Genomic DNA, 19,511 nt, shown 5'->3' on the forward strand with positions numbered 1-19,511 from the left:
TTATAAGCCCATATTAGAAAGCGTATTGACCACGTTCATCAATTCATCGCGACGACGAACTTGTTTGTCGACAGGGCCGTCAACTTCTTTCACGTCAATGCGAACAACAAAGTGACGATTTAAAGTTACAAACGTGTCTTCGTTAATTTGGATATTTAATTCTGTTTCAGAATAGCTTGCACAAGCATCTTGCCAGACGTCAAATGGTTCTCTGTCTGAAGCGACTTCTGTTTTTACCACAGAACGACCACTTAATTCTTGAAAGGTTACATCATAAAATTTAGTCATTGCTTTCACCTCTGTCATTTATTCGTTACTTCTATATTATAGCGTTTTCTGGAAAAACACGAAACCATTTTCTCTATTCGACATTTTGAATTTGTTCACGAATCTTTTCTAAGGTTGTTTTCATTTGAACGACACTATTTTTTATTTCAATTGGACTTGATTTCGAACCAATCGTATTGACTTCACGGTTCATTTCTTGAATTAAGAAATCTAGTTCTCGGCCCACTGGTTCTGTTTCATCAAGCAACTGATGCAACTTATCAATATGGATATCCAAACGATCCAATTCTTCATGAATATCGCCTTTTTCCAATAAAATGGCCATTTCTGTTAATAAGCGTGTTTCATCCACTTGGCTCCCTAACCATTCGTTTAATTTCGCTTCAAAACGCTGACGGTATTCTTGTTCAAAAACACCCACAAACGCTTGCAGCTCTTGAATTGATTGGGTCAACACTGCTACATAGTCAAGCAGGACTTGTTTAATTTGCGTTCCTTCTTGCACACGGCTTTGGTCAAGACTAGCGATGGCTGCTTCAAATGCTTGAACAAGAAATGGTTCAAATGTCTGATCAACGATTTCTGCTTCCACTATTTCGACAAAATCATTTTGCTTTAATAAATGGTTGACCGTTCTCCCTGCATCAAACGTTGCTTCCGGATAGTTTTCCTTTAAATGTTTATCTACCGAAGTTAATAATTGATCAATTAAGTCCCACTGCACGAGTACTTCTTTTTGATTGTTGCCGATTTTTTGGAGATTTACATAGACTTCCACACGTCCACGTTTTAACGTGCGTTTGATTACTTGCCGAATCACCAGTTCATAGGCATTCAGTTCCTTTGGCATACGCAATTGAATATCTAAAAACCGCTGATTAACACTTTTGACTTCGATATCCAATTGATAATTTTCATTTTGAATGGTCTTTTTTCCAAATCCAGTCATACTTTTCATTGACAGGGTGCTCCTTTTACATGGATTTAATTGTTTTGCTTAATTCAGCAAATTCTTCGTTGGTTAAGGTGATGCCTTTACCCATTTTTTCGTGATCAGGGGCCCACTCACGCAAATCAAATTTTGGTGGACGACCATTCCAACTAATTAGATTCAATTCTTTACGCCAGCCACGAGCATTCTCAGATAACACAGCGACTTCTTCTAAAATTTCATATGAAAATTCTTCTTTCATAACATTCACTCCTTGTTAGTATTCCTTAGGTTATTGTACCATCTTTTCCTCGACACTTAAAATACACATCTCTTTTCTATCACCCTGTCTATATAAACATACGCAACTTTTTCAAAAAATCAGTAAAAAAAGCGACAACTGCTCGTTTCAATCGTGTCAGTCACCGCTTCTCTGTCTATTCTTTTTCTGTATAAAGATCCACTACTTCAAAACTTTGGCAAACTAACAGCATGTCGGGATAAAATTGTAGCTGATAGGGGGCCAGTTCTTCTTTAAAGAACCGCGCATGCTCTTCATACCAATAATCCAACGTCAAATCTCCTTCACCTTCCGCTTGTGCAAAAGATTCTGAGACCTTATTCATGGGCATAATTTCAACTTTGGTTGTTCGAATAATAGCCAGCGGTTGAGACTGACCATCTAAAATTATGTCGTATTGACCAGCTTTAGGGAGTTGTTCTTCTTCCATTTTATAAATATCTAAAGAAGAACATGTCGCTGTCTTACGACCAGAAACAACCAATTGACCCAAACGATTACCCATCTCAGAAGAGCCATCACCAAACATCCACACATCGGGCATCAACATATCTAATTCATGTTTATCTAAAAAGTTTTGCCAAAACACTTCTACATTTTTTAACATCCTTTGCTCTCCTTTTTATTTTTACTTCATTCACGCAACCTTCTTTCACTAATTATACATAACTGATTGCTTTTCTCCTATACTATTTTTACAAAATGAAAACTAAAATAATGTCAGTAGTATTTGGACAGAAAAAAAAGAGGACTAAGTAACAAAACTTAGCCCATCTTTTTATTTTGCTTGTCGTTCTTTGATTTTCGTGAGTAAAGATTGAACATGCTGGCGTGCCGAAGCTTCATCTTCTTGAAGCATCTTTTCTGATAAAATAAAGGAGCCGCCCACTGCTAATACTTCTTTTGCTTCCACATACTCTATAAAGTTTGTTTCATCAATCCCACCAGTTGGTAAAAATTGAACATCATAAAACGGACCGCTTAAACTTTTAATGGCTTTTAATCCGCCATAAATATCGGCTGGGAAAAATTTAACCACTCGTAAGCCATACGCCAGCGCTCGCTGAATCTCCCCAGGCGTAGCTGTTCCTGGAAAAATAGGCACCTCATTTGCCAGACAAAAATCAATGACTTCTGGAACAATTGCTGGGGAAACAATGAACTGTGCACCGTTCGCTACTGCCTCTTGGGCTTCTTTCAAGGTTCTAACAGTTCCTGCGCCCACAATTAAATTCCCTGAAGCAGCAAGTTGTTTGATAGCAGGCAAGGCCAGCTGACTCCGAAAAGTGACTTCAATAAACGGTAATTCGTTTTCTACTAAGACTGATTCTACTTGTGGCAAATAGCGTAAATCTGTTGCAGTGTATAGTGGTAAAAGTTTACATGTCGCTAATTGTTGATACAGTTGATTTTTTTCAACTTTTGTTTCCATTCTGTCACTTCCTATTTTGTTTGGCTTTGGTTGCTTCGTACAGTCCTTGAATATAGGTCAACCCCATTGCTCGATCATATAAACCATAACCAGGCATCGCTTTTTCATCCCAAATTGCCCGCCCATGGTCAGGGCGAATAACGCCTTCATACCCTACGTCTACCAGTGCTTGCATTAATTCCGCCATATCTAACGAACCAACGACACTCGGATGCGCCGTTTCTTCAAAACGATGCTCGCCTAAATACTTCACATTGCGGAAATGAACAAAATTAATTCTGTGACCTATTTCACGAATCATAGTAGGCAAATCATTCGTCGGGTCCGCACCGAGGGAACCTGTACAAAATGTAATCCCATTTGCTGGTGAGTCCACCAAGGAAAGGATCCGTTTTAAATCCGCTAAATTTTTAGTGATTCTTGGCAAACCAAAAATTTCCCAAGGTGGATCATCGGGGTGAATCCCCATTTTGATATTTTCTTCTTCACAGACAGGAATCACACGTTCTAAAAAGTAGCGCAAATTTTCGACCAAATCTTCTTCCGTTACGCCGGCATACATGGCTTTCAATTCTTGAAATTGTTGCAAACGCTCCTCTTCCCAACCTGGTAACCGGAATCCTTTTGACTGACTGTGAATTAATTGATACATGTCTTCTGGCTGCATGTTCTCTACCACAGCTTGATCAAATAACAACGATAAGCTGCCATCTTCATTCTCATACGCCAAGTCCGTTTTAGCCCAACCAAAAATAGGCTTGAAACTGTAGCACACTAAGGAAATTCCACATTTCCCCAAGTTACGTAACGTTTGGCGATAATTATCAATATAGTGGTCTCGTTGATCCGTTCCCGCTTTAATGGCATCATGAATAGCGACACTTTCAATTCCTAAAAGTGCTAATCCTTCTTGTTCCACCGATTGTTTAAGTGCCTGAATTTCGGCTACTGTCCAAACATCACCTGGTAGTTTATTTAACAAGGTACCGACAACGCCAGTAATTCCTGGAATCTGTCGAATGTGTTTTAACGGAATGGCATCGCCTGCCGCTCCGTACCATCTAAATCCCCATTTCATTGCTTTCACCCTTTACTACATTCTTAAAAATCATCGTCCTCATCCTCTTCGTCCTCAAAGGAAGTCATAGAAATATCCCATGCTTGCACACTTTCTTTGCCTTGCGCAACAATCGCTTGCGCCGCTTCAGCAATCGGTGTGCCTAATAATTGATGGTTTATCGCTTCTAAGACCATTGGTAGGTTGGTACCACTCACCACAAAGATTTTCTTTTGTAGTGCTGGTTCGAGTTCGTTAATCACCAAAACTGCCTGATTGTAAGGACTCGCACTTAATAAGTCAACCATGACCAACACGCCATCCCCTTGTTGGACGTTCTCAATCGCTGTTTTAATTTGTCCGCCTAGTGCTTGGACATCGTCTCCACTATTTAGATTAACGGTTTCGATATTTTCGGTTGCGCCCATAATCACGGTAGCTGCGTCTTTCGCACCGTCACTTAGTGCACCGTGTGTAGCAATCACAATCCCTAACATAAAAGTTCCTCCTTCAATTCAGTGGCTTGAGTCATTACTTCAAACAGTCATGCAATGACTCAAGCGACTGGCCTTTTTTATAAATTAAATTTGCCTAAAACCTCTTTTAAACTAGTTTTTGGTGCAGAAGGCGTTGCTTGGAAATAAATATCTTCTACGCCATACACCTCATGTAGTTCTTTTAATTTTTCAGCATCTTCTTTGTTTAAATAAACTGATTTGGTTACTAATAAATCTTTTTCTGGATTCTTCTGTGCAATACCGCCGATGTTTAACTCCTTCATAGGGACTCCGTGTTTTACTAAGTCATAAATTACAGAGACGGTTTTAGCGATTAAAATACAGTTGTACTCTTTGAATTGGTATTCATCCCAATAAAATTTGGCTTTTTCCGGCGTAATGACAATGGTTTTTTGTCCTGTCCGACTGCCTGCACTTTTGTATAAATCACGCATAAATTTATCCTTTGCCACCACTTCATCGACAACGAAAATGGAATTAACGCCACTTTTTTGAGACAAGGTCACCATCACTTGTCCATGAATTAATCGTTCATCTACTCTTGCTAAATTTACTACGCCCATCTGATTCACGTCCTTTTCTTTTTATAAAATACCGACTGTTGCTAAGACAATTAAGATACCTGTTAACCACAATAATGCTTGCGTAACTTTCAAGCCTTTTTTCGTATAGAACCAATACACGCCCATTACGACAGCTAGCGGCAAGAGTCCTGGGACAATCTGATCAAGGATATCTTGGACCACAAACTCACGGCCAGAAAGTTTAAATTGAAGGGTTGAAGAAACTTTGACATAATTACCAGCTAAAATTCCCATCATGAACAACCCTAAAACAGATAACATTTCAATAGCTTTTTGAATCCCAGCACTTTGCATTAAGCCTGTGGCATTCCGCCCCATTTTAAAGGATTGTCTCGCAAAGAACACACCTAACAGTACTTGATAAAGGGCAAACGCGACAAAGGGGAAAATCGCACCTAATGCGCTACCTTGTTGCGCCCACGGCACCGCAATCGCAATAAAAATATATTGAACCGTACCTGAGTCAATCGCATCACCAATTCCAGCTAACGCGCCCATCAAGCCAGCTTTGGTGTTATACATTAAATCATCTTGCATCATGATTTCGCGGCCTTCATGTTCTTCTTTGGCCCGCTCTTGTTCCATAGAAGCCATCAATCCAGTAATGACCCCGCCGCCCCAACTTAATTGCGTATTGAAAAACAGCAGTTGACGCATATAAGCGGCTTTTAATTGTTCATCGTCTTTATATAATTTCTTTAAAAGTGGCATCATTGCGTACAGTAACGAAGGCGCCAAGTAACGTTCAAAGGAATGGGGAATTTCATTGGCAAAATGCCAACGGAGATAGGCTTTTGTAACATCTTTATTGGTAATTTCTTCTGGTGCTAAATTCGTTGTTTTCGGCACGACTTTTTCTGTTGTTTCCGTCATTTCAGTTCCTCCTTTTTCTTTTAAAACCCGTCATCGTAATCGTCATCATCATCAAAATCAGTGGTGGCACTGGCGGAACTAGCACTTTCTGCTACAGGTTTGCCTTTTTGGACTTGCACAAAAATTAACGCAATAATTACGCCAAAGATGGCATACGTTACCATGGTAATTTCCAATGACTTAAAGACGATACTCATGAAGTATGCAAGGAAAAAGAAAACCAAGAAATCTTTTCGACCAATGACATAGACCGTTGTCGCAATCCCAATTGCGGCTAAACCACCACCGACTACTTCTAACACGTGAATCACAACGGTTCCTTCTAATGCTTTAATAATATCGGCAATGACTGGTGCCCCTAAATAAAGAGCAAAAAAGACTAATGGAACGAATAAAATAAATGAGGCAATCGTTGGATACCAGATAATTGAGCGGGCAATTTTTTTAGAATTTAGTTCAGCCACCGCACGATCGGTATACTTCCCTAAAAACGTGTTAATAAAGAAACGGAATTGATATAAATAACTTCCTAAAAGACCGACAGGAACCGCTACGGCAATAGCCGCTTCCGGCTTCAAATTCCCTAGCAACGCAACTGGCACAGCAATCGCTGCCGCAATTGATGGTTCTGCTGGCATAGAGCCACCTGGTGAAAAAACACCCATGTAAATCATTTGTAATGCTGCGGTGACAATCATCGCTTTCGGGACATCGCCCATCACTAAACCTGCTACTAACCCTGTCATTAAGGGCGAGAAACGCAACGTTAACGTTGCTCCTCCTCCAAGCCATCTGGACATAATTGCTGCCACCCAAAGCGCCATTATCAAACTTTGTAAAACACTTAACGTTTCCATAGTTCCTCCTTCTTATCCTTGGTTTTGGATATACTTTTCTAGCTCTTCAATCCCTTGACGTAAACGTTCTTCCGAAATCTCAATAGGAATTAAATGAACCTTTTCTTTTGAATCAATAAATTGAACCATTGCCTCGAGTACTGCTTCTTCTGGGTAAAGGCCCATTTGTCGTAACGACATGGGCAAGTTTAGCTCTTGATAAAAGGGGATTAATGCGTCTATGATGGCCCACCTTTTTTCCAATGCTAATTGATAGAAGATGCCGTAAGCTACTTTTTCGCCATGTAAATAGTCATGACTTTTTGGTAAAAATTTACTCATAGCATCATGCATGGCGTGTGCTGCTGCATTGCGGGCGTATTTGTCGCCGAAGCCGCCGACTAATCCAGAAACAGCGAAAACAATTTCTGAAAGATGGACAAATTCAGGCGTGAGTTTGCCCTCGTCCATCGCTGCTAAGGCTGCTTTTGAGTCCCGCATAATCGCTTCTTGCGAAAGCTTGGCGGTCGCTCCCGCTAATTGTAAAAAGGGTTCCCCTTGCAAATGGGCTTGGCGTAAAATGGTCTCTGATTCATACCATTTCGCTAACGTATCAGCTAAACCAGCGACAAAATAATCACGGGGTGCATCCAGAAGCAACTTAGGATCAGTGATTAAAAACGCAGCTTGGCGAAAGAAATGTTCCGTTTTGCCTTCGGCCGCGCCATTTTCTTGATACATCACAGCTAACGGTGTCCACGGCGCACAGTTACTAGCCAAAGTGGGGACCAAGCCAAAATTCAGATTGTTTAAATGGGCGCTGTAGCCCACTAAATCGGCTAACTTACCGCCGCCGACTCCCAGAAGAAAGTCAATCTGGTGTTCCTTTATTTGCTGTGAAATTTGTTCGGCGCCAAAATAACTACATTCTCCTGTGTAAGTGTGATAGAAGAATTGATACTCTGAATCTGCCAAGAAGGGCAAAAATGGCTGAGCTTTTTCAAAGGATACGGTGCCATGCACCACCAAAATTCGTTGGGCGTGATATTCCTTGAAAAGTGACGGCACCGAAGCTAAGGCGCCTTCGTGGTAACGATAAAATTGCGGTCCAACTTTCACTTTTAAATCAGTTAACATGCTCCTCCTCCTTCTTAACTAACGTAACGACTGACTTCTTGCACTGCCCGTTGAGGTAAAATACCTTGCACCACGTCTTCCACATCTTGCACGCATTTTTCTCCCATCGCTTGCAGGCATTCCATGGTATAAGCGGAGGTGTGCGGCGTCATTACTACATTTTCAAACGCAAGATAAGGATGATTTTTCCGACCTGGTTCCTCTTCTAAAACATCTGTCCCAAGCCCAGCAATTTTGCCCGATTGCAAGCCGGCAATCATGGCTTCTTCATCAATCAAGGCGCCTCGTGCGCTATTGGAAAGATAGACGCCGTCTTTCATCTTGGCAATTTCCGCCGAGCCAATCATGTGATAACTTTCTTCAGTTAAATTGGCACATAAACAAATGATGTCAGCTGAAGCTAGCAACGTATCTAAGTCTACTTTTTTGGCTCCATAACTTTGCAGATAAGTGGCGGATTTATAGGGATCATACGCTAACACGTCACAGCGAAATCCGTTTCGTAACGTCTCCACGACACAACTTCCTGTGTTCCCAACACCAATGACACCCACAGTTTTGTTAAATAACGTCCGACCGACAAAATTCGCTCGTTTTTCCCATTGATCCGCTTTAACGCTGGCATCTGCAGCCACGGTTTGTCGTAAAACAGCTAGTAAATTTGTGACATTGTTTTCCGCCACGGCATCTCGTTCTACTAAAGCTGGGATGATGGAAACAATTGTGTCGTGCTGTTTTGCAGCGTCTAAATCGATGTTGTTATACCCAATACCATGGCGAGAAATCAGCAATAATTCATCTTTATGTTCAAAAAATTCTTTCGTGAAAAATGGCGTCACGCTAGCAATAATAATCGTATATCCTTGTAAACGTTCCGCTAACTCTTTGCCACCAATTTCACTGTCGACTGTAAAATGCTTCACGGTGCCTATCTTTTCTAAGCGCGTCAAGTGTTCAGGAAAAATTTGACCAAAACTACTGGAATTCACTATGGCAATTTTTTGTTTTTTTAACATGACTAAACTCCTTTACTGACTTTTTACGACTTCATGCCCGCCAAATCCTTGTCTCAAAGAAGCGACCACTTTGTTTGAAAAATGATTTGCTAGCATACTTTCATTTCGAGTAAATAAGGACAACGCCGTAGTTGGGACGGGCATCTCCAAACGCAATGCTTCTTCAATCATCCATTTGGCTTCGCCATTTGCTGCCACTTTCCCTTCTAGATTGGCTAACGTAGGATTTTCCGCAAAAACCTCTTTCGCTAAGCCCATCAAGCGAGCTTCAATAATCGAGCCGTGATTCCACACATCGGCTACTTTCTCCAACGCAAAATCATATTCGGCGGCTTCTAATAAATTGAATCCTTCGCCCATGGCTTGCATCATGACGTACTCAATCCCGTTATGCACCATTTTCAAATAGTGACCAGCTCCTGATTTCCCAGCATAAAGATACCCTTGTTCACAAGCTAAATCTTCAAAAAATGGGGTTAACACCTTGACGGCTTCAGGCGCACCGCCAACCATTAAACACGCTCCTTCCCGCGCTCCTTTGATGCCACCAGAAGTACCACAATCAATAAAATAAATTCCTTTTTCCTTAGCAAGCTGAGCATTCGCAACACTATCATGAAAATTTGAATTGCCACTATCCACAATGATATCCTCTGGTGCTAATTGCTCTACCAATTCTGCCACTAATTGATTGGTAATCTGACCAGCGGGGGTACTTAAAAAAATCACCTTCCTTTTATTAAGCGCTTTCAATAATTCTGACAACGAATCTACAACGGAAAGACCCTGTTCTCTAGCAGTCGCTCTTGCTTCCTTTGTTACATCAAAGCCAATAATGGGCCAGCCTTGTTCGTGAACATTTAATGCCATGTTCAAACCCATTTTCCCAAGTCCAATAAAGCCAATGTCCATTTTTCTTTCACCTGCCTCTTTTGATACTTCAATCATAAAGGATAAAAAAAATAATGTAAACGATTACACTAATTAAAAAATATTTTTTATTTTTTAGCAAAAATCTTGCCTGCTCAAAAGGTAAAACGTTTTTATTTTTAAGGAGCTTTCATACAAAAAACACAAGTAAATCTCTTGGTATCACGTTCTTTTTACTGGCTACTTTCTTTAGTTGAGAGAAGTCTTTTCAAGACCCCTTCATTTTTCAGAAAAAAGATTATTTATTTTTTTTGGGCTTTTTTTAAAGAATTTCTTTTTTGTGGAGAAAAAGAGAAATTGTATTTGTCCTCTTTTTCCACTATAATCAGTCTATACCAACAATGAAAAGGCATTCATTTTATTTTTAAAAAAATAAGATTGGAGGAACGTGTTAATGAAAAACCACTATTTGGATCAACGGATTCGGATCAAAAAACCGAATTTGAGCCTCACAGAAAAGAAAATTTCCGATTACTTTGTTCATTCTGAATCATTATTGACACAAATGACGTTAGAAAGTCTTGCCAACGAAATTGGCGTCTCCCAATCTTCCGTGTATCAATTTGTAAAAAAGATTGGCTATTCTGGGTTCCAAGAATTTAAAATTGATATCGCCAGGAATTCTAATTATCAGCCGACTTTTCAAAACGTCAATAGCGTGAATGGCGCCGATGATATTTCACCAGATGATGATAGTATTACGATTGCTAAAAAAGTCTTACAAGCCAATATTTATTCCCTCAGTAACGCCACACAGTTCTTAACAAAAGAGCTGTTAGATAACGTGTTGGCTTTGATGTACTCTGCCAAAACGCTTCACTTTTTTGGGCAAGGCGGGTCCTCGATTGTGGCTTTTGATAGTTTCCATAAATTCATTCGGACCAACTATCGATGCAACTACATTTTTGATTACCACATGCAGTTAAGTTTTGTCACAAAATTAACCAGTGAAGATTGCGTGTTTATTTTTTCCCATTCAGGCAAAACCAAAGAATCAATCAACCTAGCACGACAAGTTAAAAAAACCAACGCAAAAATGATTACGTTAACCGGTAACAGCGGTTCAGAGTTGGCAGGCTTGTCCGACGAAGCAATTATTGTCGTCACCGAAGAAGGCTTGTTTCGTGCGGAATCCTTGGCTTCACGGATTAGTTACTTAACGGTAATGGATATTTTATACACAAATACGATGTATCACAATTTTGATCAAAATGCCGATTCCTTGAAAAAAATCCGCGACAACATTAGCACGACTAAGACAGATCCGCATTATTTGTCGTAAAGAAAAGTCTTGTTTGTTAGTAGTTGCTTCTGCTCCCACCCTTTATCATTTTTAAGCCTGGAACAAAAATCCAAAATGATTGATGTCCCAGGCTTTTCCTTTGAAGTTTTAATCCTTGGCTTTCTCAGTGTAACTACTCAGGATTTATATTTTTTATCCTTACGAACAGTATCATTAGAATCATCCAAATATCGACTACTCTGAAAAGTAGATTATACTCATACAGCCAAGTTGCTTGCGAACAAACAAGAAAGACTGAAAATATAATGGGTAGGCAAAATAACCTATCTTCTTTTTCCGTTATTGAAATAATTAATAGCGTTAATAAAAATAAAGGAACAAAGATGAAGTGCATAACCATTTGAGTAACAACTATCGATACAGTAATCGTGTGCTTGTCAAATAGCTGAACTAGTCTTGGATTAAACCAAACAATGGCGACTATTACTAACGAAAAATATTTAGTCACGCTTTCCAGCCTTATTACATACAACAATCCAAAGAAAATTAGTAAACTAATAATGATATCTTTATAAGTAAAAAAATGTTCATAATTCATAATTTTTTTCGTTTCATCTCCACTCAACTTGCTTAACTATTCAAGGTTTAGGTAAATCACGTTTCCCATTTTCTCACATGATCGTTCAAAGAAACAGAACGTTGTTTGGTGTTTTAAAACGTAAAAGTTGAGCAACATATCCTGTCTAAACATTTACTTGGCAGTTTATTTATAGAAAAATTGTTACTTTCCAAATTTTTGTATGCTTTTTAGAAATGAAACCAAGCTTATGTTTTAATGCTTCTTATGCAAAGCATTAAAACGAAATCCCCCAAATTTCGCAACTCTTATCATTTCAGATTGTGATGTTCGTCCAATAAGGACAAGCTGTACAAGCCCAATTAAAAAGTCCAGAGGATTTTCTCCTCTGGACTTAACACAATTCTACAAATTCCCTTTATCAAGATTATTTGACAAAGAGCTTAAAGATTCGTTTAGATTAAGCAATATTTCTCCATGTCCAAGTCGCTACATGGTCAGGTTGCCCATAATTTACAAAAATATTTGGTAAAGCATATGGAGAAATATACCTTGGAAAGACTATCCCTCTGCCATTGTTAGCATACCAATAGCTTTGGAATACAATTTTAGAACAATATGTGGGATTTAAATCTGTTGGTGCACCACGAAATCCATAAGAAATATTCTTCCCTAAAATGTTCTTAGCTCCCCAATTAGCAGCTTTTGATGGATTATATGCTGCCTTTGGTCGATATACTTTTGTCCATTTATCTCTCTTAGAATTTCTTTCTACCATCCACTGAAAAATGGACTTTACCGAAGGAGTGGCCCCATACCCTTCAATGCTTAAAATCTTACTATTTCCAATATAAATACCTGCATGTCCTATAACATCAGGATTTGTACTATTAGTTATTAAAATATCTCCTACATTTGGACTTTGAATACCTCTAGAATTTCTAGCATAATCAACAACAGGATCCTTTGGTTCAGGATATGTTCTAAAATTATAATACTCTTCATACGAAGTATCATCATTTAATTGTCCATTTTCCATGAGATTTTTATAATCACTAGCAATTTCAGCTTTATTAATATCCGTAGAACGTTGAAAGTTGCCTAACCTCTCTTGTTGCTCAAATTCATCCAATTCTTTTCCTACCAAACTGCACTTACTCACTACATCATCAATTTCATCCGCTTTAGTTGTAAGCGGATATGAAAAAATAGTAACCAACCCTAACAAAACAAATACAATTTTTTTCATAGACTTCTCCTTTTTTAATTTAATAACTAATGATTATTTTCACTAGTTATTAAATTATAGCACTTCCTAACCCAAAACAGAAATGTTTTTATATTTTATTAAATATTTATGTTATAATATAAACAAAAACAGGAGTTGATAGATGATGAGACTTTTTTTTGAAATTATAAATTCTACAGGACCTTTAGTTTTCCCCTTGTTAATAGCCATAGTCATATGTCTATTTTCAGTCTATAAATCAGTAAAGAATTTAAAAGAATCCTATATTTTACACATATCAATAATAATCGCAGATATCACTATAATTATATTTTGTTCTTATTTTATTTATCTATTAATTATGGCTGGCTTTAAATAAATTCGTTTAAACTATTTATCTGTTGCTTTTAAATCCACTTGAGTCTTTAACTAGTGGGTAGAAAGCCGGTAATTATTCATAGGTAAAAAATAATCAAAAAAACGCTTGGCACAAGCCAAGCGTTTTGATTCTCTCTTTACATCGAACCTTTAAAAACATCTTTATTCTTAGCAAAATAATCAACACCAGAGTAAATGGTGAAAATCAAGCAGGCATATAGCATGATTTGATCTAGTGGTAGATGAAGTGCTGAAAATGGAATGTTGTTAATGAATAGTAAAATAATTGCAACCATTTGGGTAGCTGTTTTTACTTTTCCTGGCCAAGCTGCTGCCATTACTTCGCCATGTTCGACTAATAACAACCGTAAACCAGTTACTGCCAATTCACGACAAACAATAATTGCTACAATCCAAGCAGGTACTTTGCCTTGACCAACTAAGACGATAAAGGCGGTCATCACTAGCATTTTGTCCGCTAATGGGTCCGCAAATTTCCCGAAGTTCGTCACCAAGCCTTGTGCACGGGCAATTTTGCCATCCAACCAGTCTGTAAAACTAGCAACTGCAAAAATAATCGCGCCCACTAATTGGGTAACGGCTAACGTTGTGTCGCCAAAACTAATCGTTCCCCAGTCCATCGGCACCGACACAATAATAATAAAAATCGGAATCATAAATATTCTTAAAACTGTTAATTTATTTGGTAAATTCACTTCAATTGCCCCTTCCTTCTCCTGTTCTATTTTACGTTATCTTGCTGGCAGTGTCACGAAAAAAAGAAAAGAATCTGGAATAATTGCCGTTTGACAGTTTATCCAGATTCTTCTTACACCATTTCTAACGATACGTAATCCCTAATGTAACATCCTTACGAATTAAAACTGGCGTTTTTTCCAGTGTTAAATCGGCGCCATCGACTTGGATGGCGACGTTATTTGAGGCGCCTAAAATCAGTGTCGCGTTGGCGGCATTCGCAGGTAAAGCTGTTGTTTGGGTCTCTCCTGCTTGCAGGGTGTGTTGGTACGTATAGTTGCCATCGACCATCACGCCAATCCAGCAAGAGCCTTCAGTCCCTTTAAAGGTAATGTTGATTGGACTATTCGCATCTTTAACCGTTGCAGTCACTTGATTGTTAGCATCACTCACCACAGCCACAGCTGTTTTCTTCTCTGGTTCGCTTGAAGAAGACGGCGGTGTACTACTTTGTGTGCTACTTTCTGGGGCTTGACTTGATTCTTTGGGTTTTTCCACACTGGCACTAGTTGCCGGTGTTTGAATAATCGGTTCGGCTTTTTGATCTTGCCACATAATATACAGCACCACGACCGCAATGGCTAAACCAATTAACGAAAAGGCAATGGCTGGTAAGTTCCGCAGTAACCAACTGGATTGCTTTTCTTCGTCATGCAATTGCTTACGTGATCCTTCAAGCTCTTCATACACTGGCTTGGGTTCTTCGACAATTTCAGGTTCTTTGCCATCATAGATATCTACCAATTGATTGCCATCTAAGCCGACCGCACTTGCATATTGGCGGATAAACGCCCGCACATAAAAGGTGCCTGGTAAGGACTCAAAATCGTTTTGTTCAATAATTTCTAAATATCTTTTTTGAATTTTTGTCATTTGTTGCAGTTCATCAATTGAGATGTTCTTCTGCAATCTTGCTTCTTTTAGTGTTTCTCCAATATTTACGCTGGCCACTCGTCCATCTTCTCCAGTCTATTTTGTTAATTTATCGATTGTCTCATCAGTCTTTTTCAATTGCCAAGGAAAACATTCCCGTCCTTTAAGAATACCACAAAAGAAGCCAACTGAGGATAACAAAATTGAAAGATTTCAAAGATTTTTCTTTTTCTTAAACAGTTGGTTTATTGCTCGGTTTCTCCTTTAGGATACATGTAGAAACGGCTCAATCCTTCTTCACGAATAAAGGTCTCTGCTACTTGGCGGACGTCGGCTAATTGAATGCTTTCAATGACTTCAATCTTATCAAACAGCGTGGTTTCCCCAAACAATGATTGTGAAAATTGGTTGGCGATATACTCTAAAGAGTTTAAGGATTGGAAATATTTACCAATCATTTTTTTCTTCAATAAGGACAAATTTTCTTCCGTTAATTCTGGACTTGTTGTGGCAGATAATAAAATAGCTTCAATTCGTTCTGCTAAGACTTCTGGTTGCTCACTATCGCCGCCAATATCCGCAAAATGGAAACTGCGATCTAAATTAAAGTCATAACTAAAACTATCATCTAACAAGCCTTCATCATAAAGAGCCAAATAGTTTTGAGAGGTATTACCAAACAATAATTGTAACAACAAGTTCACGGTGACTTGATATTTCATTAAGTCACGACCCGTTGTTGGCACTTCATCTAAACCTTTCAAGCCAACAAGCACTTTTGCCCGTGTGACCGCCATTTCAATGGCGCTCTCTTTGACAATGTCAGCATCTGTTTCTTCAGGAAAATGCCGACGAATAGGTTGGGCGGCAGGAAACTCTTTCGCCGCTTGGTTTTCACGGATGAACGCCATTAACGCTTCAGGGTCCATTTTCCCTACCACGAATAAGGTCATATTACTTGGATGATAAAACGTATTGTAGCATGTATACAAATCTTCTGCGGTAATCTCCGCAATACTTGCCACTGTACCGGCAATATCAATGTGCAATGGATGTTTCGGATAAAGGTTGCCTAAAATACCAAAGAACAAGCGCCAGTTAGGATCATCTAAATACATTTGAATTTCTTGTCCGATGATGCCTTTTTCTTTTTCGACCGTTTCCTTCGTGAAATACGGCGATTGCACAAAATCAAGCAACGTTTCTAGATTTTGTGTCACTTGATCCGTCGTTGAAAACAAATAACTCGTTTTCGTAAAACTGGTAAAGGCATTCGCTGAAGCCCCTTGTTGCCCAAATTTTTGGAAGACATCGCCATCTTCTTTTTCAAACATTTTATGTTCTAAAAAGTGGGCGATTCCGTCAGGTACTTCAATCATTTCCTCTTGACCAATTGGCACGAACGTATTGTCAATGGAACCATAATCGGTCGTAAACAAGCCATACGTTTTTTGGAAATCATTTTTCGGCAATAGGTAAACTTTTAAACCATTCGCCAGTGTTTCTGTATACAATGTTTCTTTAATTTGTGCATAGTCTTTTTTAATCATTTTCCGTTTCTCCTTCCAAAAAGAAGATCGCTTGAAGTTCCAAGCGTTTGGCTACTTCTTGGATTTCTGGAATAGTCACGGCATTGATCCGCGCAATCCATTCCTCCGCCGTCAGCATCGTCTGCGGCATTAATTGGTTCAAGTATTCTTTTTCCAGCCACGCGCCTGCATTATCTAACGCTAAGATATACTGATTTTTTAGCATTGCTTTCGTTTGTTCAATTTCTAATTCGCTAATCTTACCTAAGCGAATATTTTCCAATTCTGTCGAAATCAAACGCAAGACCTGATTCCGATTTTTGCCATCGATCCCTGTTTGAACCGTCATGAAGCCACGGAAAGTGTCGATACTACTAGAAGCATAATACGCTAAATGTTCTTTTTCACGGACATTCATAAATAATTTAGAATGCGGGAAACCGCCAAAAATTCCATTAAACACTTGCAATGCAAAATAATAGCTATCGCCATAATAAATATCCGTGTTGTAAGCCAAGTTTAATTTCGATTGGGCTAACACCTCACGCTCGGTCCGCTCTTCAATCACGTTGCGAATTGGTTGATTGTAGAAAATCGCGGCTTTGCCTTCTTCACGAGGCGTAAACGGTAATTGCTTGAGTAACGGCACTAGCTCCGCCTCTTTGACATCACCTAAAACAAAAATATCCACTTGATCTTCCGCCAGCATTTTTTGATAATACGCTGCTAATGATGCCGCTGTTTCCTCAGCTAACGCCGCAACGGTCCCGAAACTAGGGATTTTTTGATCCTCCGATTGATTAAAATAGACACTTTGAAGCGCCAAAGAGGCATAGGTTTGCTTATCCTCCACAATACTTTCCAAGTACGCTTTCAAGTTCTCTTTCTCCCGTTGGAAGGTTTCCGCCTCGAATTGGCCCGCTTGAATATTGGGGGCAAAAATAATTTCCTTCAAAAAGTCCACCGCTTCGGCGAGCACCTGACTATCCTGTAAATAATGATCATTGACAATGTTCATAGAAATATTAAACCAATGTTGATTGCCTTTTTTGGAAACGCCAATCCCAAAGCTGGCACCGTAAAGTTCCGCCAAACGCTCACTTAACTTGACTTGATTCGGGTAATTCAAGCTGTTGGTTTCCATCAAACTGGACAACAGCGTTCTTTTTGTAATGGTTTCATGATTTAATCGTGTATTAAAGCGGACTAAAAGACGCACCGTTTTATATTTTTCTGTAGGAATGACGTGTAAATTCACGCCTTTAACTAATTGAACAGACATTGCCGCATCGCTCCTTCATTTGCTTCATCTTACCTAAAGAATGCTGTGAAATATATGTATCGCGTAAATTCTAAAGCATTTTTTAATGTTTTTTCCAATAGCTCCATTATAACACAGCTTAAGGTGCTTTCTGAATGATAAGAGTTTTTCAGTTCAAATTTTCAAGAAGATTCGGTATACTGTTTTTAAAGTGAGGAGGGAAAAAAGAATGATTAAAGAATTTAAAGAGTTTATCATGCGCGGAAGTGTCTTAGACCTAGCCGTCGGTGTTGTCATTGGTAGTGCGTTTACGGCAATCGTGACACAAGTGGTGGAAGGCTTGATTACCCCGTTAATTAGTCTGATTTTTGTCTTGACGACTGGGAAAAAGAGTGCCGACGATGCATTGGGTGCCCTTGTCTATAAAGTCGAAGGCGTTGAATTCAATATTGGTAGCGTGATTAGTGCACTTATTACATTTTTAATTACGGCCTTCGTCCTCTTCTTGATTGTCAAAGCGGCCAACAAAATGAAAAACCGTGGCAAAAAAGAAGAAGCGGCAGAAGAAGAAGTGGTACCAACGAGCGAAGATTACTTAAAAGAAATTCGCGACTTGCTAGCGGCACAAACACCGCCTGCTGAAACTGTCAAAACAGACAGCACCGTCACAGAGAAATAAGCAAAAAGTCATCCTGAGGGGATGACTTTTTTGTTTGGCCTTAGATTGATGGTCCTGCCACGAGGTTCCAGGTGACGTTACCTGTGTAGTTTCCGGCTTTGATGTTGTTCGCTGAAGTGGTGATATTTAATGAGGTATTAAACATTGAAAATTGCCATAATCCTTGCCCTCTTCCTGCTGTGGCATTCGCAAGAAGCACTGCATCGCCACCTAAAGGAATTGAAAGTCCTGTTTTCACATTTTCCGGTTTGGCATCTGGGTCGGCAAGATCGGTACCTTGAAAATCATACGTGTTAGTTTCCTCATTATAGATTAAGGGATACAAATTAATTGTACCAGTTGTAATACTACCTTCCAAACTCTCCTCGCCAAGCCTCATACCCGTGGATTGAGCAGTCACATGCCAGCCTTCTTTGCTCCCTCGTATATCACCTACACCAACAGATTCCACATGCCCACTAAGACCTCCATCCTCTTTATTAGGAATCGGTTGCGTTAAATCATCTGAAAGCGATAATTTGCCAAAATCATATTCTCTAGGAATAAATAGTAAATCGAAATTGCTATTTGTAGCATCTGGATCAGGTCTTACTGTATTCGGAGTCCCGCCACCATCTGGCAAGTTTCCCCCTTCAAAGCCCACTGTCACCGGCGTATTCCCTGTCGTTACCGCTTGTGCCGACAGGGGTGCCAGACTAGCGCCCACCACAGCACTACCAACCAATAAACTTGCTAAAACTTTCTTTTTCATTCTATGTACGTCTCCTTTTGCTGTCTGAATTGCCAGAAGTCGCTAGTTGTTTCTTCAGCGCTTCTGAAGCTATAGCCTTATTATACAAGAATTTCATTTCCCTGTGATTTTAAATATTTAACCACTCTAATCAAAAAACGAAATTCCGCTTAAAATCAACGTTTAAGCCAACTTTTAAGCCATTTTTACAATATTTTTTAACATCTATGTCTGTTATTTAATGCATTTCTTGGCGAAATTCTTTAATAAACAACGAGAAAACGTCACAATGTTAGAGGTGAACCTCTACTTTGTGACGTTTTCTCCTAAATTCTTATACATTTATCAGCGATT

General features: G+C 39.2%; 21 protein-coding genes. 2 read left to right on the plus strand and 19 right to left on the minus strand.

What is annotated here, in order from left to right; translation table 11 throughout:
* The 13 genes from IGJ90_RS13030 to gnd form a co-directional block, all read right to left on the minus strand.
* Positions 1–306: a hypothetical protein gene (locus IGJ90_RS13030; RefSeq protein ID WP_002383233.1), complete on the minus strand. Its 306-nt coding sequence runs from the start codon at positions 304–306 to the stop codon at positions 1–3.
* A gap of 55 nt (positions 307–361) precedes the next feature.
* Positions 362–1,246, minus strand: coding sequence for a YicC/YloC family endoribonuclease (locus tag IGJ90_RS13035; protein WP_438768248.1), 885 nt, complete (start codon positions 1,244–1,246; stop codon positions 362–364).
* A 16-nt stretch (positions 1,247–1,262) separates the two neighbouring features.
* Positions 1,263–1,481, minus strand: a complete 219-nt coding sequence (locus tag IGJ90_RS13040) for a YdbC family protein (RefSeq protein WP_002381076.1) — start codon at positions 1,479–1,481, stop codon at positions 1,263–1,265.
* 175 nt (positions 1,482–1,656) lie between these two features.
* Positions 1,657–2,127: an ASCH domain-containing protein gene (locus tag IGJ90_RS13045; RefSeq protein ID WP_002354908.1), complete on the minus strand. Its 471-nt coding sequence runs from the start codon at positions 2,125–2,127 to the stop codon at positions 1,657–1,659.
* A gap of 171 nt (positions 2,128–2,298) precedes the next feature.
* Complete coding sequence (locus tag IGJ90_RS13050; protein WP_002354907.1) at positions 2,299–2,952, minus strand: bifunctional 4-hydroxy-2-oxoglutarate aldolase/2-dehydro-3-deoxy-phosphogluconate aldolase; 654 nt, start codon at positions 2,950–2,952, stop codon at positions 2,299–2,301.
* A gap of 4 nt (positions 2,953–2,956) precedes the next feature.
* Positions 2,957–4,030, minus strand: a complete 1,074-nt coding sequence (gene uxuA, locus IGJ90_RS13055; protein WP_438768250.1) for a mannonate dehydratase — start codon at positions 4,028–4,030, stop codon at positions 2,957–2,959.
* Positions 4,031–4,053: 23 nt separating this feature from the next.
* Complete coding sequence (locus IGJ90_RS13060; protein ID WP_002354905.1) at positions 4,054–4,506, minus strand: PTS sugar transporter subunit IIA; 453 nt, start codon at positions 4,504–4,506, stop codon at positions 4,054–4,056.
* 77 nt (positions 4,507–4,583) lie between these two features.
* On the minus strand, positions 4,584–5,090 hold the full coding sequence (locus tag IGJ90_RS13065) for a PTS system mannose/fructose/N-acetylgalactosamine-transporter subunit IIB (RefSeq protein ID WP_002354904.1): 507 nt from the start codon (positions 5,088–5,090) through the stop codon (positions 4,584–4,586).
* 21 nt (positions 5,091–5,111) lie between these two features.
* On the minus strand, positions 5,112–5,984 hold the full coding sequence (locus IGJ90_RS13070) for a PTS system mannose/fructose/sorbose family transporter subunit IID (protein ID WP_002354903.1): 873 nt from the start codon (positions 5,982–5,984) through the stop codon (positions 5,112–5,114).
* A 20-nt stretch (positions 5,985–6,004) separates the two neighbouring features.
* Complete coding sequence (locus IGJ90_RS13075; RefSeq protein ID WP_002372794.1) at positions 6,005–6,841, minus strand: PTS mannose/fructose/sorbose/N-acetylgalactosamine transporter subunit IIC; 837 nt, start codon at positions 6,839–6,841, stop codon at positions 6,005–6,007.
* A gap of 12 nt (positions 6,842–6,853) precedes the next feature.
* On the minus strand, positions 6,854–7,957 hold the full coding sequence (locus IGJ90_RS13080; protein WP_438768252.1) for an iron-containing alcohol dehydrogenase family protein: 1,104 nt from the start codon (positions 7,955–7,957) through the stop codon (positions 6,854–6,856).
* A gap of 14 nt (positions 7,958–7,971) precedes the next feature.
* Positions 7,972–8,973, minus strand: coding sequence for a D-isomer specific 2-hydroxyacid dehydrogenase family protein (locus IGJ90_RS13085; protein ID WP_002375530.1), 1,002 nt, complete (start codon positions 8,971–8,973; stop codon positions 7,972–7,974).
* Positions 8,974–8,985: 12 nt separating this feature from the next.
* A complete protein-coding gene (gnd, locus tag IGJ90_RS13090) occupies positions 8,986–9,921 on the minus strand; it encodes a phosphogluconate dehydrogenase (NAD(+)-dependent, decarboxylating) (RefSeq protein WP_002378821.1) in 936 nt (311 codons plus the stop codon).
* A gap of 376 nt (positions 9,922–10,297) precedes the next feature.
* Here gnd and IGJ90_RS13095 point away from each other — a divergent pair, with 376 nt between their 5' ends.
* Positions 10,298–11,185: a MurR/RpiR family transcriptional regulator gene (locus IGJ90_RS13095; protein WP_002383224.1), complete on the plus strand. Its 888-nt coding sequence runs from the start codon at positions 10,298–10,300 to the stop codon at positions 11,183–11,185.
* 998 nt (positions 11,186–12,183) lie between these two features.
* Here IGJ90_RS13095 and IGJ90_RS13100 read toward each other — a convergent pair.
* From IGJ90_RS13100 to yfmF, 5 genes are all read right to left on the minus strand, one after another.
* A complete protein-coding gene (locus tag IGJ90_RS13100; protein ID WP_002367449.1) occupies positions 12,184–12,972 on the minus strand; it encodes a hypothetical protein in 789 nt (262 codons plus the stop codon).
* Positions 12,973–13,466: 494 nt separating this feature from the next.
* Positions 13,467–14,045, minus strand: a complete 579-nt coding sequence (gene pgsA, locus IGJ90_RS13105) for a CDP-diacylglycerol--glycerol-3-phosphate 3-phosphatidyltransferase (protein ID WP_002365382.1) — start codon at positions 14,043–14,045, stop codon at positions 13,467–13,469.
* Positions 14,046–14,169: 124 nt separating this feature from the next.
* Positions 14,170–15,036, minus strand: coding sequence for a helix-turn-helix domain-containing protein (locus IGJ90_RS13110; RefSeq protein ID WP_010778005.1), 867 nt, complete (start codon positions 15,034–15,036; stop codon positions 14,170–14,172).
* A gap of 167 nt (positions 15,037–15,203) precedes the next feature.
* Positions 15,204–16,508: an EF-P 5-aminopentanol modification-associated protein YfmH gene (gene yfmH / locus IGJ90_RS13115; RefSeq protein WP_438768255.1), complete on the minus strand. Its 1,305-nt coding sequence runs from the start codon at positions 16,506–16,508 to the stop codon at positions 15,204–15,206.
* A complete protein-coding gene (gene yfmF, locus IGJ90_RS13120; RefSeq protein ID WP_438768257.1) occupies positions 16,501–17,769 on the minus strand; it encodes an EF-P 5-aminopentanol modification-associated protein YfmF in 1,269 nt (422 codons plus the stop codon). Before yfmF ends, yfmH begins: the two co-directional genes overlap by 8 nt.
* Before the next feature lie 208 nt (positions 17,770–17,977).
* On the opposite strand from yfmF, the gene mscL reads away from it, so the two are divergent.
* Positions 17,978–18,427 (plus strand): large conductance mechanosensitive channel protein MscL, encoded by a 450-nt coding sequence (mscL, locus tag IGJ90_RS13125; protein WP_002359018.1) that lies wholly within the window; start codon positions 17,978–17,980, stop codon positions 18,425–18,427.
* Between the two features lie 40 nt (positions 18,428–18,467).
* Here mscL and IGJ90_RS13130 read toward each other — a convergent pair whose 3' ends face one another.
* Positions 18,468–19,178, minus strand: coding sequence for a WxL domain-containing protein (locus IGJ90_RS13130; protein WP_192211684.1), 711 nt, complete (start codon positions 19,176–19,178; stop codon positions 18,468–18,470).
* Positions 19,179–19,511: the final 333 nt, after the last annotated feature.

Origin of the sequence: Enterococcus sp. AZ129, from assembly GCF_051714505.1 — a bacterium.
In the GTDB taxonomy this organism is placed as follows: Bacteria; Bacillota; Bacilli; order Lactobacillales; family Enterococcaceae; genus Enterococcus; species Enterococcus faecalis.

Bases quoted from the DNA above. Each gene is read 5' to 3' on its own strand.
- IGJ90_RS13030 (WP_002383233.1), bottom strand. From the start codon at position 306: ATGACAGAGGTGAAAGCAATGACTAAATTTTATGATGTAACCTTTCAA.
- IGJ90_RS13035 (WP_438768248.1), bottom strand. From the start codon at position 1,246: ATGAAAAGTATGACTGGATTTGGAAAAAAGACCATTCAAAATGAAAAT.
- IGJ90_RS13040 (WP_002381076.1), bottom strand. From the start codon at position 1,481: ATGAAAGAAGAATTTTCATATGAAATTTTAGAAGAAGTCGCTGTGTTA.
- IGJ90_RS13045 (WP_002354908.1), bottom strand. From the start codon at position 2,127: ATGTTAAAAAATGTAGAAGTGTTTTGGCAAAACTTTTTAGATAAACAT.
- IGJ90_RS13050 (WP_002354907.1), bottom strand. From the start codon at position 2,952: ATGGAAACAAAAGTTGAAAAAAATCAACTGTATCAACAATTAGCGACA.
- uxuA (WP_438768250.1), bottom strand. From the start codon at position 4,030: ATGAAATGGGGATTTAGATGGTACGGAGCGGCAGGCGATGCCATTCCG.
- IGJ90_RS13060 (WP_002354905.1), bottom strand. From the start codon at position 4,506: ATGTTAGGGATTGTGATTGCTACACACGGTGCACTAAGTGACGGTGCG.
- IGJ90_RS13065 (WP_002354904.1), bottom strand. From the start codon at position 5,090: ATGGGCGTAGTAAATTTAGCAAGAGTAGATGAACGATTAATTCATGGA.
- IGJ90_RS13070 (WP_002354903.1), bottom strand. From the start codon at position 5,984: ATGACGGAAACAACAGAAAAAGTCGTGCCGAAAACAACGAATTTAGCA.
- IGJ90_RS13075 (WP_002372794.1), bottom strand. From the start codon at position 6,841: ATGGAAACGTTAAGTGTTTTACAAAGTTTGATAATGGCGCTTTGGGTG.
- IGJ90_RS13080 (WP_438768252.1), bottom strand. From the start codon at position 7,957: ATGTTAACTGATTTAAAAGTGAAAGTTGGACCGCAATTTTATCGTTAC.
- IGJ90_RS13085 (WP_002375530.1), bottom strand. From the start codon at position 8,973: ATGTTAAAAAAACAAAAAATTGCCATAGTGAATTCCAGTAGTTTTGGT.
- gnd (WP_002378821.1), bottom strand. From the start codon at position 9,921: ATGATTGAAGTATCAAAAGAGGCAGGTGAAAGAAAAATGGACATTGGC.
- IGJ90_RS13095 (WP_002383224.1), top strand. From the start codon at position 10,298: ATGAAAAACCACTATTTGGATCAACGGATTCGGATCAAAAAACCGAAT.
- IGJ90_RS13100 (WP_002367449.1), bottom strand. From the start codon at position 12,972: ATGAAAAAAATTGTATTTGTTTTGTTAGGGTTGGTTACTATTTTTTCA.
- yfmH (WP_438768255.1), bottom strand. From the start codon at position 16,508: ATGATTAAAAAAGACTATGCACAAATTAAAGAAACATTGTATACAGAA.
- yfmF (WP_438768257.1), bottom strand. From the start codon at position 17,769: ATGTCTGTTCAATTAGTTAAAGGCGTGAATTTACACGTCATTCCTACA.
- mscL (WP_002359018.1), top strand. From the start codon at position 17,978: ATGATTAAAGAATTTAAAGAGTTTATCATGCGCGGAAGTGTCTTAGAC.
- IGJ90_RS13130 (WP_192211684.1), bottom strand. From the start codon at position 19,178: ATGAAAAAGAAAGTTTTAGCAAGTTTATTGGTTGGTAGTGCTGTGGTG.